Annotated in this window: 1 protein-coding gene; it reads left to right on the top strand. The window is 34.7% G+C overall.

Annotated features, from left to right (window positions below; genetic code table 11):
* The coding region (locus tag ACYVRH_RS13680; protein WP_461257441.1) for a TPR end-of-group domain-containing protein at nt 1–822 on the top strand (822 nt) is incomplete at both ends.

Genomic DNA, 822 nt, shown 5'->3' with positions numbered 1-822 from the left:
ACGCTAAAAAATATGATGAAGCGCGGCCAATAGCCGCTGAAATTTGGTTTTATTTGGGATTGGCTTACTATTCTAAAGCAAATGATGAGCTTCATAATTCAAATAAAAATGACTATGAAAAATACATAAACGAAGCAAAAGCGGCTTATGGGAAATCATGGGATTATTCTAATAATATGCTTGAATCGCTGTATAATCTTGCCAGAGGAAAAGCATTAACCAATGATGAAGCCGGTGCCATACAAGATTTAAAAAAAGTGATTTTAAAAGATCACGGTTATTGTATAAAAATTTCTACAGATTCTGATTTTAACAATACGCTTAAGGATAAACTTTTTAGTCAATTAAAAAGAGAGTTATATCCAAAAATTAAAACTTCTTTTGATAACATAAAAAACCTACAAGCTGAATTTCAAAGCCCATACTCTTATAAACTTACCGATCTTATTAATGAACATCTTCCCAAAACTTTAACAGAAGATATGCCTCCATTCGATATGTTGGAGGCAACTATCTATTTCCTTGAAATTATATCGGTTCTGAAAAGCGAGCAAAACGCCTATAGAGCAAAATGCGAAGAACAAGAACGGAAAGCTAGGGATGATCGTATCGAACGCGAACGCAGAGAGCGGGAAGATCGTATCGAACGCGAACGCAAAGAAGAACAAGAAAGGAAGGATCGGGAAGCAAGAGAACGCTGGAGAATTGAAGAAGAAATAAAAAAAGCAAAAAAGAGACGTTATAAAATTTTTCGTATATTCGCTCCTATTATAATATTTGGGCTTTCTGTCATTTTTTTTGGTTTATTTTCCCCTGGGGCGG

Source organism: Treponema sp. R80B11-R83G3, from assembly GCF_054786115.1.
This window is presented reverse-complemented; position numbering and strand designations above follow the sequence as displayed.